General features: G+C 65.7%; 14 protein-coding genes and 1 pseudogene. 6 read left to right on the forward strand and 9 right to left on the reverse strand.

Annotated elements, in window-relative coordinates; all coding sequences use genetic code 11:
• Both AC1DIM_RS09030 and lipB read right to left on the reverse strand, forming a co-directional pair.
• Nucleotides 1-275: pseudogene (locus AC1DIM_RS09030) on the reverse strand (lipoyl synthase); the annotation flags it as partial.
• A complete protein-coding gene (lipB, locus tag AC1DIM_RS09035; protein ID WP_477710152.1) occupies nucleotides 272-940 on the reverse strand; it encodes a lipoyl(octanoyl) transferase LipB in 669 nt (222 codons plus the stop codon). The gene lipB and the pseudogene AC1DIM_RS09030, both read right to left, overlap by 4 nt.
• Before the next feature lie 135 nt (nucleotides 941-1075).
• Here lipB and AC1DIM_RS09040 point away from each other — a divergent pair, with 135 nt between their 5' ends.
• Nucleotides 1076-3001 (forward strand): serine/threonine protein kinase, encoded by a 1926-nt coding sequence (locus AC1DIM_RS09040; protein ID WP_477710153.1) that lies wholly within the window; start codon nucleotides 1076-1078, stop codon nucleotides 2999-3001.
• 2 nt (nucleotides 3002-3003) lie between these two features.
• Here AC1DIM_RS09040 and AC1DIM_RS09045 read toward each other — a convergent pair whose 3' ends face one another.
• Nucleotides 3004-3894, reverse strand: a complete 891-nt coding sequence (locus AC1DIM_RS09045) for a TIGR01777 family oxidoreductase (protein ID WP_477710243.1) — start codon at nucleotides 3892-3894, stop codon at nucleotides 3004-3006.
• A gap of 82 nt (nucleotides 3895-3976) precedes the next feature.
• Here AC1DIM_RS09045 and AC1DIM_RS09050 point away from each other — a divergent pair, with 82 nt between their 5' ends.
• Entirely contained in the window at nucleotides 3977-7495 is a 3519-nt protein-coding gene (locus AC1DIM_RS09050) for a S41 family peptidase (protein WP_477710154.1), read from the forward strand.
• A gap of 101 nt (nucleotides 7496-7596) precedes the next feature.
• On the opposite strand, the gene AC1DIM_RS09055 is transcribed toward AC1DIM_RS09050, so the two are convergent.
• The 5 genes from AC1DIM_RS09055 to AC1DIM_RS09075 form a co-directional block, all read right to left on the reverse strand.
• Nucleotides 7597-8025, reverse strand: coding sequence for an OsmC family protein (locus tag AC1DIM_RS09055; protein WP_477710155.1), 429 nt, complete (start codon nucleotides 8023-8025; stop codon nucleotides 7597-7599).
• A gap of 195 nt (nucleotides 8026-8220) precedes the next feature.
• The gene (locus AC1DIM_RS09060) at nucleotides 8221-8571 is read right to left on the reverse strand and encodes a hypothetical protein (protein WP_477710156.1); all 351 of its coding nucleotides are present in this window, start codon (nucleotides 8569-8571) and stop codon (nucleotides 8221-8223) included.
• Between the two features lie 99 nt (nucleotides 8572-8670).
• The gene (gene sucB, locus AC1DIM_RS09065; protein WP_477710157.1) at nucleotides 8671-10392 is read right to left on the reverse strand and encodes a 2-oxoglutarate dehydrogenase, E2 component, dihydrolipoamide succinyltransferase; all 1722 of its coding nucleotides are present in this window, start codon (nucleotides 10390-10392) and stop codon (nucleotides 8671-8673) included.
• A gap of 123 nt (nucleotides 10393-10515) precedes the next feature.
• Nucleotides 10516-11898 carry a dihydrolipoyl dehydrogenase gene (gene lpdA / locus AC1DIM_RS09070; RefSeq protein WP_477710158.1) on the reverse strand — a complete coding sequence of 461 codons (1383 nt, stop codon included), beginning with the start codon at nucleotides 11896-11898 and terminating at the stop codon, nucleotides 10516-10518.
• A gap of 249 nt (nucleotides 11899-12147) precedes the next feature.
• A complete protein-coding gene (locus tag AC1DIM_RS09075; protein ID WP_477710159.1) occupies nucleotides 12148-13671 on the reverse strand; it encodes a leucyl aminopeptidase in 1524 nt (507 codons plus the stop codon).
• Between the two features lie 262 nt (nucleotides 13672-13933).
• Between AC1DIM_RS09075 and AC1DIM_RS09080 the strand changes: the two genes are divergently transcribed.
• The 4 genes from AC1DIM_RS09080 (at nucleotide 13934) to AC1DIM_RS09095 (ending at nucleotide 19189) form a co-directional block, all read left to right on the forward strand.
• Nucleotides 13934-14872, forward strand: coding sequence for a proteasome assembly chaperone family protein (locus AC1DIM_RS09080; RefSeq protein WP_477710160.1), 939 nt, complete (start codon nucleotides 13934-13936; stop codon nucleotides 14870-14872).
• Between the two features lie 110 nt (nucleotides 14873-14982).
• Nucleotides 14983-16326: an MFS transporter gene (locus AC1DIM_RS09085; protein WP_477710161.1), complete on the forward strand. Its 1344-nt coding sequence runs from the start codon at nucleotides 14983-14985 to the stop codon at nucleotides 16324-16326.
• 99 nt (nucleotides 16327-16425) lie between these two features.
• Nucleotides 16426-17634 (forward strand): DUF4192 domain-containing protein, encoded by a 1209-nt coding sequence (locus AC1DIM_RS09090; RefSeq protein ID WP_477710162.1) that lies wholly within the window; start codon nucleotides 16426-16428, stop codon nucleotides 17632-17634.
• 241 nt (nucleotides 17635-17875) lie between these two features.
• Nucleotides 17876-19189, forward strand: a complete 1314-nt coding sequence (locus AC1DIM_RS09095; RefSeq protein ID WP_477710163.1) for an RNA polymerase sigma factor — start codon at nucleotides 17876-17878, stop codon at nucleotides 19187-19189.
• A gap of 137 nt (nucleotides 19190-19326) precedes the next feature.
• Here AC1DIM_RS09095 and AC1DIM_RS09100 read toward each other — a convergent pair whose 3' ends face one another.
• Nucleotides 19327-19548, reverse strand: coding sequence for a DUF7455 domain-containing protein (locus AC1DIM_RS09100; protein WP_477710164.1), 222 nt, complete (start codon nucleotides 19546-19548; stop codon nucleotides 19327-19329).
• Nucleotides 19549-19663 lie beyond the last annotated feature (115 nt).

Below are 19663 nucleotides of genomic sequence, written 5' to 3' on the forward strand. Positions count from 1 at the left end.
GTATCGATCTGGCAAAAATCACAGCGCCGGGTGCACTCGGAGCCGCCGATCAGGAACGTGGCTTCCTTGTCTTCCCAGCACTCAAAAATGTTCGGGCAGCCGGCCTCCTCACACACCGTGTGCAGGCCTTCCTTCTTCACCAGGTTCTTGAGCTGGACATACTCAGGACCCATCTGGACCTTGGCCTTGATCCACTCCGGCTTCCGCTCCACGGGGACAGCCGAGTTACGCTGCTCAACACGCAGCAACTTCCGGCCTTCTGGTGCCAATGTCACAGGAGCGCTCCTTCGGGGTTTGAAACGAGTGCTTCTTCGTGTTTGCGGAACTCGTCCATAAACGCATCTGCTATATCACTCGGATTGATGGTTCTGCCGGCTTCGATGGACATCGTGGTGACGCCGGCGTCGGTGATGCCGCAGGCAATGATCTGTTCGTAGGGCGCCAGGTGATTGTTGCAGTTAATGGCCACTCCGTGCATGGTAACCCCGTCCAGGACGCGGATGCCGATGGCAGCAATCTTCCGGTCCGGGCCTTTGTCATCCGCGGTGATCCACACTCCGGCGCGTCCCTTGATACGGACGGCGTTGATGCCGTAGCCGGCCATAACAGCGATCATGACGGACTCGAGCCGTTCAACATAGTCGCGGATTCCCGACCGGTTCTTCAGCTTGAGGATGGGGTAGGCGATCAGCTGGCCCGGGCCGTGCCAGGTCAGTTTGCCCCCGCGGTCCACAGGGATCACGGGCGTTCCATCCAGCGGGCGCTCATGCTCTTCAGTGAGCTTCCCGGCGGTGTAGACGGCGGCGTGCTCAAGGATGAGGACCGTGCTGGGTGCCTTGGCGGCGACAACCTTGGCGTGGATTTCGCGCTGCAGGTCCCAACCGCGGGTGTAGTCGACCAAGTCCGGGGCGAGACCCACCTGTGAAAACTCAAGAGTCATGGCATCCAGCTTAGACCCGGGCCCCTGAAGGGTCCGATATAAGTGGCGTACCTCTCATGCGGCCCGGGTGGGCCCCGCGACGCATGCCTGTGGATAACTTCTGCGCGCATTCAGGGATTCCGCTAGACATGACTCATGGATCATTTCACTGCTCCGGATATTCCGGGCTTCCAGGTGGGACGCATGTTGGGCCGCGGCGGGAGCTCGACAGTGTGGCTGGTCACCGAAGAAAGGAGCGGCCGGGAATTTGCGCTGAAATGCCTCGGCATCCAAGCTGTGGAGGCCGTCGAAGGCGGCGGGGGAACGGGCGGCGTTAGCGCCATACCGGACGCCGCCGCCGCCGAGGCGGAAGACCTCCGCCGTGAGATCCGGATCCTCTCGGTGCTGGACCACCAGCATCTCATCAAGGCCCACGACGCCGTCTGCTTCGGGCGGCAGCCGGGGGAGGACGGTGCCGCGGAGGCCGGCGGCTCCGGGATTGGCCTGCTGCTGGACTACGCTCCCGGCGGCTCCCTGGCAGACCTGGTGGCCAGCCGCCGCAAACTCCCCGTTGGGGAGACGGTCACGGTCCTGACCCCCATCGCCCAGGTGCTGGGTTACCTGCACGCTAAAGGGTTTACGCACGGCGACGTCTCGCCCGGAAATGTCCTTTTCACGGGGCACGGCAAACCGATGCTTGCCGACGTCGGCGTTGCCCGGATGGTGGGAGATGCTTCGTCAGTGGCGGACGTTGGCACGGCTGGCTTTGTGGACCCGGCGCCGGTGGATGCCGTCCGGGCCGGCCTGCAGCCAGAGCGTGATGTTTATTCTGTGGCAGCCCTGGGGTGGTACTGCCTGACGGGTGAGCCGCCACGCCGGAGTGCGGACCGCCCGCCGCTATCGCTTCTGCTCCCGGAGGTGCCACCCGAGCTGACCGCCGCCCTTGAGGCCGGGCTGAATGAAGACCGGCGCCAGCGGCCCACCGCCGCCGAGCTGGCGACGGCGATCTACCGCAGCGCGGCGCCCTTGCCGATAGACCTCGCGTCCTCTGTCCATGCCACGGTTATTCCGCAGCTGCTGACCCGGCGACGTGTTCCGGAGCATCCGCACAGCGCTGCCCTGGATGGCCTGCGGGCCTGGCATAGAAAGCTCTCGACGTCGCGCTGGTCCGGCCTCATCGGAGTTCGGCAGGCGCTCCCTTTCCCGGCGGAGGCGGAAGAACCTGAGCCGCAAACCTGCACTGCAAACGCGGCACTCCCTGCCAGGCAGCACGTGGCCACCGGAGGGGAAGAACCCACGCCGCGCGGCAAGCACGCCGGGCATCCGGGGGCCAAGCGCCGGATGCCGGACACGCCTCCGCAAGCCTCCGCTGCGGAACCACCGGCTGCCGAACCCTCGGACCGACTGCGCTCCGGTCCCCGAGGACGGAGCAGGGAAATACCGAAGGCGGCGCACCGGCGGGGGACCGCTGTGCTGGCCGCGGGCGCTGTTGCCGTGGTGGCAGGGGCCATCTGGACGGCCGGCGCCTTCGGGCCGGGCGAACCGCTCGCAGGCGTGGCCGGCCTCGAAGAGCCGGCAGCCGGCAGTGACTCGGCCCTCGCAGCGCGGAATGGGTTCGATCAGGACTCGTCCCGGCAGGCGGCCAAGGGAGCCGAGAACACCATGATTCCGGCCGCCGTCGCGGCGCAGCTGGGTTCAACTGACCCGGCCGAGGCAGTCTACGGGCTGGCTGCCGTTCGTTCATTGGCCTTCAGCTCGGGGCGGCTGGGGCTCCTGGACCTTGTTAACGCCCCGGGCTCCGCGGCGGCCGCCGCCGATGCAAACCTCAAGGACGAGCTCCGGGGATCCGGTCACGTCCTCGCGGGCTTCACCAGCACAGTTTCCGATGTCCGGGTTCAGCCCGGAAGTTCAGCCGGCCAGGCGATAGTGGGAGTCACTTCGGCTACGTCGTCGTATGTGGAACAGGACAGCTCCGGCGCGGTAGTGGCCGCCGGTGCCGCCGGCACGGAACTGGCCCTTCGGCTTGTGCTGGTCACCCTGGAGGGGCAGTGGCGGATCACTGATGTCCTCCCAGGCTCCTGACGCTAGCCGCCGGCCAGCCAGGCAGCGGCCTGGGCAAGGACGGGGTGCTGCCACCGGAATCCGGCTGATTCCAGCACTGCAGGCTCCATCCGTTGGCTGGGCAGCAAAAGTTCGTCGGCGAGCTTTCCCATCACCAGGCGCAGGGCGGGTGCGGGCACCCGAAAGATAGCCGGCCGGTGGAACGCCGATGCCAGGGCTGCAATGAGCGTGTTCACGTCTGCCTGTTCTGGGGCGCACACGTTGACCGGACCGCGGATTTCCGTTTCGGCCAGGAAAGCGAACGCCGCTGAAACGTCGGGCAACGTGATCCAGGGCCAGTACTGCTTGCCGTTGCCGAGCGGACCGCCCACCCCAAGCCGGATCAGCGGCAGCAAGCGCCCCATCGCGCCGCCGGATGGGTTGAGCACAATCCCCGTCCGGGTTGTCACCACGCGGACGGCGGCCGGGGCCTCCTGCGCGGCGGCCTCCCACTCAAGGCAGAGGCGCGCCAGGATGCCGGAACCCGGTGAGGCAGTTTCCTGGAGCTGCGCGGATCCTGAGTCGCCGTAGTACCCGGAAGCTGATTGGCTAATGAATGTCCTGGGCGGTGCGTCGAGCCTGCCCATGGCTTCGGTCAGGGTGTGCGTGGCACTCAGGCGTGATGTGAACAGCTCGGTGATCCGGTGACGGCTCAAGGGCCTGTCGCCGATTCCGGCGCCGGAGAGGTTAATGACGGTGTCAACACCGGCCAGCGCCTTCGGGTCCAGGCGGCGGGCCGCGGGATCCCACTGGACTTCAGTGGGGGAGGATGGCTGGTGGCGGACGAGGGTGACCACCGCATGCCCTGCCCCGCGAAGCGTTGCGGACAAATGTGTCCCGATCAGCCCGGAGGCTCCGGCAATGACGATGTGCATGACCCATCTCACCACGGCCCGACCCTTGACGGAACCGTGGGACCTCCCGGGGACGTCAGCGTGGGTTGACTATGATCGAACGATGACTTCTTCGAGTTACTTCCGATTTCCGCACGTCCACGGCGATCTGGTCACCTTTGTGGCAGAGGACGACGTCTGGATCGCGCCGCTCAGCGGCGGCCGGGCGTGGCGTGTTTCGTCACTGCAGTTGCCCGCACGCAACCCGCGCTTCACACCGGACGGCAAACGGCTGGTCTGGACTGTTATCCAGGGGACAGCGCCGGAAGTGGTTTCTGCCGAGGTCGACGGCGGCGGCTACCGTCAGCTGACTTATTTCGGCCACGGCACCACTAAAGTCAAGGGCTTTACCGCCGCCGGCGATGTAGTGGTGACCAGCGCCTTCCGCCAAGCCGAAAGCCGGCACACCTACGCCTACAGCCTGCCCGTTGACGGTGGCTGGGCCGAAGAGCTCCCCTTCGGACCCGTGGAGTCAGTGGCCTTCGGACCCGAGGTCGGAGACGAACGGCCCGTTGTCCTGGCCAGCGTGCTCTCCCGCGAGCCCGCTTGGTGGAAGCGGTACCGCGGGGGAACCGCGGGCAAACTGTGGATTGACGCCGACGGCAACGGCGAGTTCGAACGCCTGGTTCCCGAGCTGGATGGAAACCTCACCGACCCGCTGTGGGTCAAGGGGCGGGTCGCGTTCCTCTCTGACCACGAGGGGTTTGGCAACCTGTATTCAGTGCTTCCCGGCGGCGGGGACCTGCGCCGGCACACAGACCATGAGGACTTCTACGTCAGGCATGCCGCCAGCGACGGCGAACGGGTGGTCTTCGAATCCGCTGGTGAGCTCTGGGTCCTCCATGATCTGTCCTCGGAGGCTGTACGGCTGGACATCACCTTGGGCTCGGCGTCGCAGTCGCGGCGCCCGGGCCTGCTCAAGGCCGCCAAGCACCTGGGAGCGGTAGTCCCGGACGCCAGCGGATCCGCCAGCGCCGTCGAGGCACACGGCACCGTCCACTGGACCCTGCACAAGGACGGACCTTCCCGCATCGTCGAAGCCACCCCCGGGGTCCGGGCGCGGCTGCCCAGGCCGCTCGACGGCGGACGGCTCGCGTATGTTGCCGACCACGACGGTGTGGAGGCGATCTACATCAAGGAAATTGCCGCCGACGTTGCCCCTCTTGAAGGCACCGTCGCGGCAGCGCACGCACCTGCGCTTCCTGCCGCTGCGATAACCGCCCGTGATGGAGCCGCACCGGCGGAACTGGCCCCGCCGCTTCCCCGCCCCGTTCCGGCGGCGGGTTCGGCCGGAGCGGTGACTGCCGACGTCGTGGTTCCCGATGACGCCACCTCCCACGGTGGCGGCCCCGCTGCGGGAGGGAATACCCCCGGCGCCGATGCTGCCGAGGCGCAGACAGGGACCGCCCTGAGCGAATCCCCGGCCCGGGGCCGGTCCCGCATCGCCTTCCCGAAGCCGTCGCGCGCCAGCGCCATGGAAGCAAGCCCGGACGGTAACTGGCTTGCTGTGGGGACCTCCTTCGGCGATGTGTACGTGGCCAACACGGCTACAGGGGAGCTGTCACTGGTCACCAGCATCGGTGAGGGCACCATTGCGGAGCTGGCATGGTCGCCGGATTCACAGTGGCTGGCCTGGTCTGAACCGGTCACGTCGTTCGGTTCCCGGAGCCGGCTGCGGCTAACACGTGTGGCGGAGCCGGGTGAGGGAATTGTTGAGGTCACTGACGGACGCTTCTGCGACCTATCGCCGAGCTTCACGCCGGACGGCAAGTTCCTGGCGTTCCTGTCGAACCGCAGCTTTGACCCGGTCTACGACGGACACTCGTTCGACCTTTCGTTTCCCAGCCCCATCAAGCCCTACCTCGTGGCACTGGCGGCCACGACGCCGTCGCCCTTTGGTCCGGCTGTTGACCTGGCACCGGCCACCGGCGCGGACACGAAAACCGACCAGGAAGCAGCGGGCCCGGTCCAGGTGGATCCGGACGGACTCGCACACCGCGTCATCGGTGTCCCCGTACCCCAGGGCAACTACACGGCGCTGACAGCCACGGAGGGTGCACTGCTCTGGCTCGACTGGGCACTCGCTGGCGTCACGGGCGACGGCAAGGCCAGCCAGGAAGACAAGGACGCCCGCCCCAGCCTGGTCCGCTTCGACCTCGCACGGCGCAAACCCGCCACCCTGGTCGAGGCATTGGACAGCTACCGGGTCTCCCAGGACGGCCAAAAGGTAGTGCTGATCAGCGACAAGCAGGTCAGTGTTGTTCCTTCCGCCGCCAAGGCGGACGAGGAATCCGGGCAGCTGGTCAAGGTTGACCTGGGCAGGATCCGGGTCATGATGGACCCGGTCAGCGTCTGGGGCCAGGCCTTTGACGAGGCATGGCGCCTACAGCGCGATTTCTTCTGGGCAGAGGACATGGCCGGCCAGGACTGGGAGTCGATCCACAACCGCTACCGTCCGTTGGTGGACAGGCTGGGATCGCATGACGACCTGGTGGACCTGCTCTGGGAACTGCACGGGGAACTGGGCACATCCCACGCCTACGTCCGGCCCGCAATGGTCACGGAAAACGGCAGCACCGGTCAGGGACGGCTGGGCGCCGATCTCGCCTTTACGCCCGCCGGCTGGGAGATCACGCGCATCCTTGCGGGAGAGTCGTCCGATCCGTTGGCCACCTCGCCGCTGACCCGCCCGGGTGCTGCCGCCATTGCCGGGGACGTGCTCCTCGCCATTGACGGCGTGCCGCTGTCCGGCACGGTGACACCGGCCATGCAACTGGTGGGCGCCGCCGGGCGCGCTGTCGAACTTACGTTGCGGAACGGCGCCGGCCACGGAGCTGAGGCAGGGAAGCAGCGGCGCATCGCCGTCGTCCCGGTCAAGGACGAGGAACGCCTGCGGTACCAGGAGTGGGTGGCGGCGAACCGCCGTACCGTCCGGGAGGCCTCGGGCGGTCGTTACGGGTACCTCCACATCCCGGACATGATGGCCAACGGCTGGGCCCAGCTGCACCGTGACCTGGACACCGAAACGGCCCTCGACGGGCTGATTGTGGACGTCCGGCGCAACCGCGGCGGCCACACATCGCAGCTGGTGGCCGAGCTGATCGGTCGGAAGGTCACCGGCTGGAGCATGCCGCGCGGGGAACGCCCGCGCACGTACCCGCACCACGCCCCGCGGGGTCCGGTGATCATCCTCGCCGATGAGTTTGCCGGATCCGACGGCGACATCATCACCCAGGTGTCCAAGCTGCGGGGCATCGGACCTGTGATCGGCACGCGGACCTGGGGCGGTGTGGTCGGCATCGATAACAGGTTCGCCCTCGCTGACGGTACAGGCGTCACCCAGCCGCGCTACGCCACCTGGTTCGGCGGTGGAGTGGGGTGGTCCGTGGAAAACTACGGCGTGGATCCCGACATCGAAGTCACTTATCCGCCGCACGCTTATGCGGCGGGGCGGGATCCGCAGCTGGAATATGGCATCGGCGCCCTGAGGGAAATGATCGAGGAACTGCCTACCGACCGGCCACCGGCGCGTGAAGGCTACCGCCGCCTCCGGCCTGCGCCGCTCCCGGCCCGCCGCGCCTGACGGCGTTCGCCGTCCACTACAAAGGCCCTGCTCCCACCGATTATCCGGCGGGGGCAGGGCCTTTTGTCGCGGTTCAGCGGCGTATTAGGCCGCCAGCCGGATCAGGACTGCAGGGTGGCGTCCAGGGTGATTTCGATGCCTGTGAGGGCCTGGGATACGGGGCAGCCCTTCTTCGCAGACTCAGCAATGCGCTGGAAATCGTCCTCCGAGATGCCGGGGACGCGGGCGTTGAGGGTCAGGTGGCTGCCAGTGATGCCCGTGCCCGGCTGGAAACCTACCTCGGCCTTGGTGTTGACTTCGTCCGGGGTGAAGCCGGCCTGGCTCAGTTCGTGGCTGAACGCCATGGAGAAGCATGCGGAGTGTGCCGCTGCGATCAGTTCCTCAGGGCTGGTCTTGCCTTCGGCGGCTTCGGTGCGGGCCTTCCAGGTGACGTCGAACGTGCCGAGGCCTGAGCTGTCGAGCGTAGTGTTGCCGGAGCCCTCCGTTAGGCTTCCGGTCCAAACAGTGTGCGCGTTGCGTGTTGTAGCCATGTCGCTCCTCAACATTGATTCCATCCGGGGCCCGGCAGTTGCCGCAGCCCGCCGGTTCCCATCCTAGGGATTCCTGTGCACGCTTGCACGGGCTGTCCGCTCTCAGAGGATAGTGGGCGCGAAAGATACTCAAACGCCGACGGCGCCGCTCCTCGGAAAGGGGAGCGGCGCCGTCGTGGGTTGTGCAGTGAGCGATCAGTTCCAGAGAGTGGCGACTGCGATGTTGATAAGTGCCATCCCGCCAACGGCGTGTGCCAGGCCCTTGGGGACGCCCGCACCGGAAGTGGCCTTGCGGTACCCGATGACTGCGGCAACCAGCACAATGGCGGCGATCACCAGTTTGACCGCGATCTTGCCGTAGTTCAGCGGATCATGGGTGGCGCCCGCGATCCCTACGAGCGCCAGTCCGGTGACTAACTGCGCAATGGCGCCGTACAGCTGCACCGGCAGGACGGTGGGCTTCCTGAAGGTGGCGAACCAGCCACCGACGATAGCGGCGGCGCCCAGGATGTGCAGGAAGACCAGAAAGTATTTGAGAATGTCCATGGCTTCAGCTTAGCGACAAACTGTCGGTAAACGCCGCAGGGCACCCTCCCTTGCGGGAAGGTGCCCTGTACGGACCCGGTCTAAAGACCGGTAGTGGCTCTAGAGACCCAGGTCGGCCTCGAAGGCGCCTTCTTCAAGGCGTGCCTTCAGCGTCTGGAGGAAGCGGCCTGCGTCAGCGCCGTCCACCAGGCGGTGATCGTACGTCAGTGACAGGTACATCATGGAGCGGATGGCGATGGAGTCGTCGCCGTTGTCATCGGCCACCACAACGGCGCGCTTGACGATCGCACCGGTGCCCAGGATGGCGACGTTCGGCTGGTTGATGACCGGCGTGTCGAAGAGCGCCCCGACGCTGCCGATGTTGGTGATGGAGAACGTCCCGCCGGACAGTTCGTCAGGGCCGATTTTGCCCTGGCGCGTGCGGGAGGCGACATCAGCGATCTTGCCGGCAATGCCGCCCAGGTTCAGGTCGCCGGCGTTGGAGATAACGGGAACCAGGAGGCCCTTTTCCGTGTCTACCGCAATCGCCAGGTGCTCGGCGTTGTGGTACGTGATCTGCTGGGTTTCCTCGTTGTACTCGGCGTTCAGCTTCGGGTGCTGCTTCAGGGCCTCGGCCACGGCCTTGGCGATGAACGGCAGGTAGGTCAGCTTCACGCCGTTGGTGGCGAGGAAGTTATCCTTGCCTGCGGTCCGGAGCTTGACGATGCGGGTCATGTCGACCTCATGCACCTGGGTCAGCTGGGCGGAAAGGTCCAGCGACTCACGCATGCGGCGGGCGATGACCTGGCGGATGCGCGGAGCCTTCTGAGTGGTTCCGCGGAGGCTGGAGGCAACTACCGGCGCGGCGGCCGGCCTGGCAGCGGCTGCGGCAGGAGCAACAGCCGGGGCTGCCTTGGCTTCTGCAGCGGCCAGCACGTCCTGCTTGCGGATGCGGCCACCGACGCCGGTGCCGGACAGTGCGGAGACGTCAACACCGTGCTGGTTGGCCAGCTTGCGGACCAGTGGGGTGACGTAGCCGGACTCGCCGCCTGCGGCGGGCTCTGCACTGGGGGCCGGGGCAGCCACGGGAGCCGGAGCCGCTTCGGCCTTGGGTGCTGCGGGCGCAGCGGGGGCGGGCGCAGCGGCAGGTGCTGCCGGCTCGGCCTTGGGTGCTGCGGGTGCTGCGGGGGCAGCTGCTGCGGGAGCGGCGGCGCCGGAGCCGATGACGGCGAGGACCGCGCCAACCTCGGCGGTCTCGTCCTCGTTCACCCGGATTTCCTGGAGCGTGCCGGCAACAGGGGAGGGGATCTCGGTGTCAACCTTGTCGGTGGACACCTCGAGCAACGGTTCATCAACAGCTACGGAGTCGCCCACGGCCTTCAGCCAGCGGGTGACGGTGCCTTCGGTGACGCTTTCGCCCAGGGCAGGCAGGGTGACATCGTGGCTTTCGCCGCCGGAAGCGGCCGGAGCCTCTTCAGCGGGCGCTGCGGCAGGAGCTTCCTCAGCTTGTGCGGCGGGAGCTTCCGCTGCCGGTGCTTCTTCTGCCGGCGCGGCAGGCGCCTCTTCTGCGGCTGGTGCAGCGGCGGGGGCCGCCCCGCCGCCGGAACCGTCACCGATGCGGACCAGGGGAGCGCCGACTTCGGCGGTCTCATCTTCGGCTACGAGAATTTCCTCGATAATGCCGGCTACTGGAGAGGGGATTTCAGTGTCTACTTTGTCGGTGGAAACCTCAAGCAGCGGTTCGTCCACCTCTACCCGGTCACCTACCTGCTTGAGCCAGCGGGTGACAGTTCCTTCGGTGACACTCTCACCGAGGGCGGGCAAGTTAACGGATTCAGACATGTCGTCCCCGTTCTCCTTATTGATCTTTAGTGCGGATGATTGCTGCCTTGTTCGAGCTTAGTGCACCCGGCAGTTTGAGCCGGGTGCACCAAACCCTGATGTCTTGCGGTGAAACGGGGGCTTTTAGCCGTGCAGGGCCTTGCCCGCGAGTGCGAGGTGGGCCTCGCCCAGGGCCTCGTTCTGGGTCGGGTGGGCGTGGACCAGTGCGGCCACGTCCTCCGGGTAGGCTTCCCAGTTCACGATCAGCTGCGCTTCACCGATCTGCTCGCCCATACGGGCACCGATCATGTGCACGCCCACCACGGGGCCGTCCTTCTGGCGGACCAGCTTCACGATGCCGCTGGTGCCCAGGATGGAGCTCTTGCCGTTTCCGGCGAGGTTGTACTCCTGGGTTTCCACCTGGTCCTCGCCGAACTTCTCCTTGGCGCCCTTCTCGGTGTAACCAACCGTGGCGATTTCCGGCTCGGAGTACGTGACCTTGGGGATGTTGACGTCCTCGACGACGACGGGCTTCAAGCCGGCGATTTCCTCGGCCACGAAGATGCCCTGCTGGTAGCCGCGGTGGGCCAGCTGGACGCCGGGGACGATGTCGCCCACGGCGTAGATATTGCCAACGCCGGTGTGCAGGCGCTCGTTGGTGATGACGAAACCGCGGTCGATGGTGACGCCGGCTTCCTCGTAGCCCAGGTTGGCTGTCACGGGGCCGCGGCCAACAGCAACGAGGAGCAGGTCCGCCTCGAAGGTCTTGCCGTCCACCAGGGTGACCTTGACGCCGTCGTTATTCTGCTCAACGCCCTGGAAGAACACGCCGGTGGAGAACTTGATGCCGCGCTTCTTGAAGGCACGCTCGAAGTTCTTCACGATCGTCGCGTCCTCGTTCGGGACCAGCGAGGGCAGGCCCTCGACAATGGTGACGTCGACGCCGAAGGACTTCCACACGGAGGCGAACTCGACGCCGATCACGCCGCCGCCGAGGATGATGGCGCTCTTCGGGATGTAATCCATGGTGAGGGCTTCGTCGGAGGTGATGACCTTGCCGCCGATTTCCAGGCCCGGCAGCGTGCGCGAGTACGAGCCGGTGGCGAGCACAATGTTCTTGCCCTTGTAGGCCGTGCCGTTGACGGTGACGGTGTCCGGGGCGGTCAGTTTGCCTTCGCCTTCGATGACGGTGATGCCCTTGGACTTGATCAGGCCCTGGAGGCCCTTGAACTTACCGGCRATGATGCCGTCCTTGTARGCGTTSACRGCCGTGATGTCGATGCTGTCCARSGTGACRTTSACGCCGTACTTSGCGGAGTCGCGKGCGTGGTCGGCCAGYTCRGCSGAGTGCAGCAGGGCCTTGGTGGGGATACAGCCGTTGTGCAGGCAKGTACCRCCGAGCTTKCCTTTTTCAACGAGACCAACGGTGAAGCCAAGCTGAACGGCCCGCAGGGCGGTGGCGTAGCCGCCGCTTCCGCCACCGAGTACCAGGATGTCGAATTCTTGCGCAGTTGCCTGATCGGCCACTTAGACGCTCCCTCGCGTGAACGATGACGCGAGCTTGCGCATCATCTGGTCTTGGAACTTGTCCTGCCGTGATTGTGCCGGCAGGCAGGTTCTCTTTCATTTGTCACTACCGTGGTTTACCTTAGCGAACCACCTATCCATGCTCCACCTCGCCGCCGCGTTTGTGGGGCGCTTGTGGTGAGTGTCACGCGGCTTTATGCCCGACGGATCACGCCGGAGCACAAAGCCGCGTCACAGACCGGAATGTGGTCAGGCTGCCGCCAGGACATCCTCCACATAGGCCACCAGGGTCCTTACGGTGCAGCCCGTGGCCTGCTTGTGGGTGTAGCCGTACGGGCTGCCGTTGTTAAAGGACGGTCCGGCAATGTCAATGTGGGCCCAGGGAATCTGTTCGCCGTCCTTGTCCTTGCCCACAAACTCGCGCAGGAAGACCGCGGCGGTCATCATGCCGCCGTGCCGTTCGCCGATGTTGGCCAGGTCCGCCACCTGGGAGTCGATGCTGGGGCGCAGTTCCTCGGGCAGGGGCATGGGCCAGACCAGTTCGCCGGCGCGGTCGGCGGCGGCCTTGAGCGGTCCGGTGACACTGTCCGAGCCCATGACCCCCGCCGTGCGGTTGCCGAGTGCAATAAGCTGCGCACCGGTGAGCGTTGCGACATCGATGATCGCGTCCGGGTATTCGCGGCTGGCGGCGACGATTCCGTCCGCCATGACCAGGCGGCCTTCAGCGTCGGTGTTCAGCACCTCAACGGTCTTGCCGCCGAACATGGTGAGGACGTCGGCGGGGCGCGATGCCGCGCCACCGGGCATGTTTTCGGCGATGCACAGCCACGCGGTCGCTTTAACGGGCAGGCCAAGGCGGGCAATCGCCAGCACAGTGTTAAGTACGACGGCGGCGCCTGCCATGTCGCTCTTCATGTCACCCATGCCGAGTGCCGGCTTCAAGGAAATGCCGCCGGTGTCGAAGGTGATTCCCTTCCCGACGAGGGCGATCTTCTTTGTTGCCTTTGCGGGGGAGTACTCGACTTTCACCAGGCGCGGCTGGCGCGCGGAGCCCTTGCCCACGCCCATGATGCCGCCGAAGCCTTCTTTCTCCAGCCGCTTTTCATCCCAGACCGTCACCTTGATGGGCAGGCCCCTGGCCAGTTCCTTCGCGGCTTCGGCGAATGATTCGGGGTAGAGGTGGCTGGGCGGCTGGTTGACCAGCGACCGGGTGGCGTTGACTGCCTCGCCGATCAGGCCAGCACGCTTCAGCGCTGCGCTGAGTTCGTCGCTCGCAGGCACGTCCGTGTAGATCACCGCATTGCGGACCGGGTCCTTCAGCCCATCGCTGGTGGACCTGTGCTCGGTGAAGGCGTAAGCGCCCAGTGCGGCACCCTCGGCGACTGCCGCGACGTCGGCGACTCCCGTCGTCGGGAATGCGAGGACGACGGTGGGCAGGCCGGCCAACTGGCGGACGGCGGAACCGGCAGCGCGCCGGAGCGCCTCTTCGGACAGCGGCTGGCCGGCGGCAACCTTGCCCACGCCTGCCAGGACCAGCACGCCGGCGCCGGTTTCGGGCAGGCCGGGAAGCCGTACGGTCTGATCGGCGGCCCCGGTGATCCCCAGGACCTTAAGGGAATCGGCCAGGGCCTCGGCTGACTTCGCGGTCAGCGGGTTCTCGAGCAGGACAGGGCCGTCGGGGCCCTGTCCCACGCCGATCACAACGGCGTCACTGGTGGCCCTCTTCAGGTCCTTGGCGAGGGTACTAAGGTTGATTTCAGTATTCTTGACCACGGGGTAAAGTCCTCAATTCTCGAAAAGGCTGTTCGCGCAGGAATGGATGTTCGGCGCTGGCAATGGAAATCCTTCGGCCGTCCGGTCGCGACGTGGCCGGGGTGCCGGCTAAGCCCGTCCGGCAGGCCACTTGTCGATCGTAGCCGCTGCCGGCCGCGGGAGCGGAATCTTCTGAGACTTGCGCCACACCGGCCAGCGGAATGCCGGGAGGCCCGGCAGCGTTGTACAACTTACCCACCCGAATCCTTGAAAGGAAGACGCTGTGCTTGAACGGATTTCCGGCTCACTGCTGGACCCCGATGCGCTCTACGCGAGCAACATCGAGCTGTTCCACAGCCCGGCGCTTCGCGGGCTGAACCTGATGATGGGTTTCACCGGATTTGCCGATGCCGGCCACGTGGTGAAGCAAATCAACGCGGAGTTGCTGGACACCCTCGACGCTGAAACGGTGGCWGTSTTCGACGCCGACCAGCTCATCGACTACCGGTCGCGACGGCCCCATATCTCCTTCGTGGAAGACCATGTGCAGGACTACCAGGCGCCGAAGCTGGCCCTGTACAAGTTAAAGGATGGGCTCGGTAACGCCTTCCTCCTGCTTGCCGGCTTTGAGCCCGATCTGCAGTGGGAGCGGTTCGCACGCGCGGTCGTCGGCATTGTGGAGAAGCTCGATGTGAACCTCGTGACGTGGATCCACTCGATCCCCATGCCCGTGCCGCACACCCGSCCGGTGGGTGTCACCGTCCATGGCAACCGGCCGGAACTCATCGAGGGCATTTCGGTCTGGAAGCCCACGGTGGACGTCCCGGCGGCTGTGGGGCACATCCTGGAACTGCGGTTGGTGGACGCCGGACGCAATGTTGCAGGCTATGTGATCCACGTCCCGCATTACCTCGCCGAAGCGGAATATCCCACCGCCGCAGTTGCCGGGCTGGAATTCCTCGGCGCGGCCACGTCCCTGATGCTCCCCACCGACAGGCTGCGCGAAGCAGGCCGGGAAGTGGCCCGCCAGATCGGTGAGCAGGTGGAAGCGTCGGATGATGTCCGCCAGGTGGTTTCCCGGCTGGAGGAACGGTACGACGAAAAGGCGGACGGCACCGTCCGGCGGTCGCTCCTGGCCGACGAAAACGACGAACTGCCGAACGGGGATGAACTGGGCGCCGCCGTCGAGGCGTACCTTGCCCGCGAGAACCCGGGCCTCTAGCCTGTCCGGTTCCCGGCTCAGGCGCACCCTGCACCGGCCCGGAAGGGCATGCGTGTCCGCCTGGCAGAGGGTTGCCATGGTCCGCGCCGGGGCCCGGGCATAATGAGGTAGTGACTTCCCCCCGTGCCTGGCTGATTTGGACCATCGGTATTTTCGCTTATCTGGTGGCGGTCTCGCAGCGCACGTCCTTCGGCGTGGTGGGGCTCGAAGCCACCGAACGGTTTCATGCCAGTGCCTCCGCAATCTCCTTCTTTACCGTGCTGCAACTGCTTGTCTACGCAGGCCTGCAGATCCCGGTGGGCGTGTTGGTGGACAGGTTCGGCTCGCGGGCCATGATCGCCGGCGGAGCCATCCTGATGGGTCTGGGCCAGTTCCAACTAGCCTTTGCGGAGAGCATTCCCGGCGGTGTGGCGGGGCGGGTGCTGGTGGGTGCCGGCGACGCCATGACGTTCATCTCCGTGATCCGCCTGATTCCCCTGTGGTTCGCCCCCGCGCGGGTGCCCCTGGTCACCCAGTTGACGGGCATGTCCGGCCAGCTGGGACAGCTTTTCAGCGTGCTGCCGTTCGCCTTTGTCCTGCATTCCTTCGGCTGGACCCCTGGCTTCCTGATGCTCGCCGGCATGTCCGGACTGGCCGTAGTCCTGGTGGCGGTTCTCCTGCAGGACCAGCCGCCCGGAACCGTGACCCCAGAAGTCCAGCGTGGCCTGCGGGCAACCGGCGTCTCACTCGCCAGTGCGTGGCGCCAGCCGGGGACCCGGCTGGGGATGTGGAGCCACTTCACCATCCAGTTCAGCGGCACCGTCTTCGCGATGACCTGGGGCTACCCGTTCCTCATCTCGGGGCAAGGATTGGATGCGGGAACGGTGGCGGGGCTGATGACGCTCTACGTTGCCGCAGGACTCGCCGCCGGCCCCTTCATCGGCAGCTTTGTCGCCAGGCACCCGCTCCGCAGGTCAACCATGGTGCTGCTGATCTCCGGCGCTACGGCAGCAGCCTGGGCCGCCGTCCTGCTCACGCCGGGCCGGTCGCCGCTGTGGCTGCTCGCCATCTTGGTGGTGGTGCTGGCGATTGGCGGGCCCGGGTCCATGATCGGCTTTGATTTCGCCCGGACGTTCAATCCCGCACACCGGATCGGCACGGCCACGGGGATCGTCAACGTGGGAGGATTCATCGCTGCCTTGGTGGCGATATTTCTCATCGGCTTCGTACTGGACGTCCTTCTGGCCAGCGGCTACTCCGGCGGCGAACTATACGGGCTTGAACCCTTCCGGATTGCTTTGAGCGTGCACTTCCTGCTGCTTGGGTTCGGGGCCGTCATGATGCTTCAGACTCGCCGCAAGGTGCGGCGCCAGATGGCGGCGCAGGGCGTGGTGGTGACCCCTCTGCTCCAGGCCATGGCACAGCAGCGGCGGGCCAGCCTCGCACAGCGCCGCCGACACGGCAACACTGAATAGGACCGGCACTTCTCCTCCACATCTGCCGGTCCGCGGCAGTTGTTGACATAGCGGAGGTGGGGACTTCAACGCGGCCGGCGCTGGCCCAAAGCTGGAGTCATGAAACCTCCAGAACACCTGACCGTCCGAGGCCCTGAAGACGTCCTCGGGTTCATTCCACATTCACTGGGGTACTGGCCCGCAGACAGCCTGGTGGCCATGACCATGCAGGGCAAACGGCTTGGAGCGACCCTGCGGCTTGACCTCCCCCGCCCGGAAACGCTTGCAGACCCGCGGGACTATGCCCGGACCGTACGCGACTATCTCTCGGCCGACCGCAATGCCGACGGCGCGTTGCTGGCCATCTTCACCAACAACGGCTGGATGGAACCGCCGGGGATTTACCGGGGTCTCCTCGACGCCCTGGAGAGTAGCCTCGACGCCGCAGGCATGACCGTACGCGACTCGTGGTACGTAGGAGATGACTACTGGCGGAGCGCCAACTGCACCGACCCGGTGTGCTGCCCCTTGCCGGGCATGCCGGTGCAGGTGATCAAGGACAGCATGCTGAACGCTGAAATGGTCTATCGCGGCAGCAGCGTGGGGCCCGCGCCTGAAGATGGCGCCCTTCCAACGGCTGCGGTCTCCGCTGAGGAGCGAGCCGCAGTCCTGGCTTCGGAGGACGCCTGGGCGGCGCAACTGGACCGGCGTCGGGGGAGCAGGGAACAATTCAGCAGCCTTCTGGCCCAGTGGGGCTCCGTCCTGACCAGCGCAGTTCAGCACTTGCCGGCGGACGACGTCGCATTCCTGCGGGCCTCGCTGCGCGTTCCCGCCTGGCGTGATGCGGTCTTTGTCATGGCCGCGGCGGGCACGCCGGCGGCCCTCGCTGGCGCCGAAGCGTTTGGCATCTTCGACGACGACTGCAGCCTGGCGCCGGTTGGTCCGGTTGGTCCGGTGGGTTTGGGCAGGGGCGCCTCCGGAAGCGCCTCCGATGGTGGGTTCGGTGTGCCAGGTTACGGCGAGGTCCTGCTGGGCCTGGAGCCTGAAGTTCCGGCCTGGGGCAGCTTGAACAACCTGGATGCGGCACTGGAACAGCTTTCGGCCTGCGGCGGACAGCCGGGCGCTGCTGCCCTGACCGGCCGCGGCTGGATTGCGTGGTGCCGGGGAAGGGGATCTTACGCTGCCGCCTTCCTCAGCCGGGCTCTTGACGAAGAACCGGGCTACCGGCTTGCTGAGCTCATGTTGGAACTCGTGCGTCGCGGAACCCTGTGCGGCTGGGCTGCCCGGAAGGAGGCTGCCTGGCGTCGATTCGAACCGGATGCAGCTTAGGTTCAGCCGCATCTGAGCCTTATACGGGAAAACCGTGAGACAATGGATGCCGAGACCCGGTTGGGTCCGTGTATCAAGTGCATGTGATGGGCCCTGACGGGAACATTACAGCCGCCCCGGCAGTTCTACTTGTAGGCTCTGCCGGCCGTGGTTTGCACCTGATGTTGATCACGGACTTGACAGGGTCATAGTGGTGTTGCCCSYATGGTGATTCCACAGACCGCCGCTAGAAAGGTTTTCTGTGACCCCGTCTTCCGCSRAGAAGGAWCCCGCCACCCAGGACGTCTTGTCCCCTGAGGAGAAGCAGGCTGCAACGAACGCCAAGCGAGCAGCGACGCGGGCAGCCAACAAGGCCGTTAAGGATGCTGCCGGTGGCACCGCCGTCGACGGCAAGCCTGAGCCCAAGAAGCGCGGGCCGAAGCCCGGTGCCAAGGCTGCTGCCGAGGCAGCAGGAAAAGCCGCACGTGGTGCATCGGATTCCGATGACGACGACGTCGAGGATCTTGACGACGTCGTGATCGATGCCGGCGAAGAAACCGAGATTGACGCCGCCAAAGCCGCATCAGCTGCCACCGGCAAGGGCTTTGTCTACTCGGACGCCGACGACGACGACGCCCCCGTCCAGCAGGTCATGTCCGCAGGCGCCACGGCCGACCCCGTTAAGGACTACCTCAAGCAGATCGGTAAGGTTGCGCTGCTCAACGCCGAGCAGGAAGTCGACCTGGCGCTCCGGATCGAAGCCGGGCTCTTTGCCGAAGAGAAGATCAACGCCGACGACGGTTCCATGGACGCCAAGTTCAAGCGTGAGCTTGAGTTTGTCATCCATGACGGCAAGCGTGCCAAGAACCACCTGCTTGAGGCCAACCTCCGCCTGGTGGTTTCGCTGGCCAAGCGCTACACCGGCCGCGGCATGCTCTTCCTGGACCTTATCCAGGAAGGCAACCTGGGCCTGATCCGTGCAGTGGAGAAGTTCGACTACACCAAGGGCTTCAAGTTCTCCACCTACGCCACKTGGTGGATCCGYCAGGCYATMACCCGYGCCATGGCKGACCAGGCCCGYACCATCCGCATCCCGGTGCACATGGTGGAAGTCATCAACAAGCTGGCMCGCGTCCAGCGTCAGATGCTTCAGGACCTCGGCCGCGAACCCACGCCTGAAGAGTTGGCCCTCGAACTGGACATGACCCCGGAGAAGGTGGTGGAGGTCCAGAAGTACGGCCGCGAGCCCATCTCGCTCCACACCCCGCTTGGCGAGGACGGCGACTCCGAGTTCGGTGACCTCATTGAGGACTCCGAAGCCGTGGTCCCCGCCGACGCCGTGAGCTTCACGCTGCTGCAGGAACAGCTCCACTCGGTGCTGGACACCCTGTCGGAACGCGAAGCCGGTGTGGTGGCCATGCGGTTCGGCCTCACCGATGGCCAGCCGAAGACCTTAGACGAAATCGGCAAGGTCTACGGCGTCACGCGCGAGCGTATCCGCCAGATAGAGTCCAAGACCATGTCCAAGCTCCGCCACCCCTCACGGTCGCAGGTGCTCAGGGACTACCTGGACTAAATCAAGACCCACGCAACGCGGGGTCAGTTTTCGCCTGAATTCGAAGGATTTTCGGGTGGAAACTGACCCCGCGTTTCTCTTAACGCAAAACAGGACCCCCTCCCAAGGGAGGGGGTCCTGTCCGGATGTCTTGCAGGTCAGTCGACGGCTACGGGAGCCTTCTCGTGAAGCCTGCCGGTCTCATCGTGCCAGCCAGAGCTCAAGGGCCTGAGTGTCGCCTCGACTGCACGGGCATGGTGGCCGCAGAAGAGCAGCTCACCGCCGGAGGTCTCAAGCACAACGCGGACATAAGCCTGAGCCCCGCAACGATCGCACCGGTCCAGTGCGTTGAGTGTGCGGTCTGCCACTGCTGTTGTCATATCGGCCTCCTTAGTAGATCTGTATGTCTATATAACCAGCATTCGTAGCAATCCCATCGCAAGGACGGGTCAAGTTCGCTGACCGCGTAGCCACAAGAATGTCTCAAGCCGCGGA

This window comes from Pseudarthrobacter sp. 01T43 (assembly GCF_056398665.1).

Excerpts from the sequence above, each read along its gene's own strand:
- lipB (WP_477710152.1), bottom strand. The coding sequence starts at position 940 with ATGACTCTTGAGTTTTCACAGGTGGGTCTCGCCCCGGACTTGGTCGAC.
- AC1DIM_RS09040 (WP_477710153.1), top strand. The coding sequence starts at position 1,076 with ATGGATCATTTCACTGCTCCGGATATTCCGGGCTTCCAGGTGGGACGC.
- AC1DIM_RS09045 (WP_477710243.1), bottom strand. The coding sequence starts at position 3,894 with ATGCACATCGTCATTGCCGGAGCCTCCGGGCTGATCGGGACACATTTG.
- AC1DIM_RS09050 (WP_477710154.1), top strand. The coding sequence starts at position 3,977 with ATGACTTCTTCGAGTTACTTCCGATTTCCGCACGTCCACGGCGATCTG.
- AC1DIM_RS09055 (WP_477710155.1), bottom strand. The coding sequence starts at position 8,025 with ATGGCTACAACACGCAACGCGCACACTGTTTGGACCGGAAGCCTAACG.
- AC1DIM_RS09060 (WP_477710156.1), bottom strand. The coding sequence starts at position 8,571 with ATGGACATTCTCAAATACTTTCTGGTCTTCCTGCACATCCTGGGCGCC.
- sucB (WP_477710157.1), bottom strand. The coding sequence starts at position 10,392 with ATGTCTGAATCCGTTAACTTGCCCGCCCTCGGTGAGAGTGTCACCGAA.
- AC1DIM_RS09090 (WP_477710162.1), top strand. The coding sequence starts at position 16,426 with ATGAAACCTCCAGAACACCTGACCGTCCGAGGCCCTGAAGACGTCCTC.
- AC1DIM_RS09100 (WP_477710164.1), bottom strand. The coding sequence starts at position 19,548 with ATGACAACAGCAGTGGCAGACCGCACACTCAACGCACTGGACCGGTGC.